The 236-nt window shown below is 69.5% G+C and carries 1 protein-coding gene; it reads left to right on the forward strand.

Annotated elements, in window-relative coordinates:
- The coding region (locus PUR56_RS00340) for a hypothetical protein (protein ID WP_329947351.1) at positions 1-236 on the forward strand (236 nt) is incomplete at both ends.

Consider the following 236-nt stretch of genomic DNA (forward strand, 5'->3'; position numbering starts at 1 on the left):
CCGCGGTCGTCACGGTCACGGTTGAAGGACGGACGGTCCCCACGGTCGCGGTTGAAGCCGCCACGGTCGTCACGGTCACGGTTGAAGCCACCGGAGCGGCCACCGCGGTCGTCACGGTCACGGTTGAAGGACGGACGGTCCCCACGGTCGCGGTTGAAGCCGCCACGGTCGTCACGGTCACGGTTGAAGCCACCGGAGCGGCCACCGCGGTCGTCACGGTCACGGTTGAAGGACGG

This window comes from Streptomyces sp. BE303, from assembly GCF_036290945.1.
Lineage (GTDB): Bacteria > Actinomycetota > Actinomycetes > Streptomycetales > Streptomycetaceae > Kitasatospora.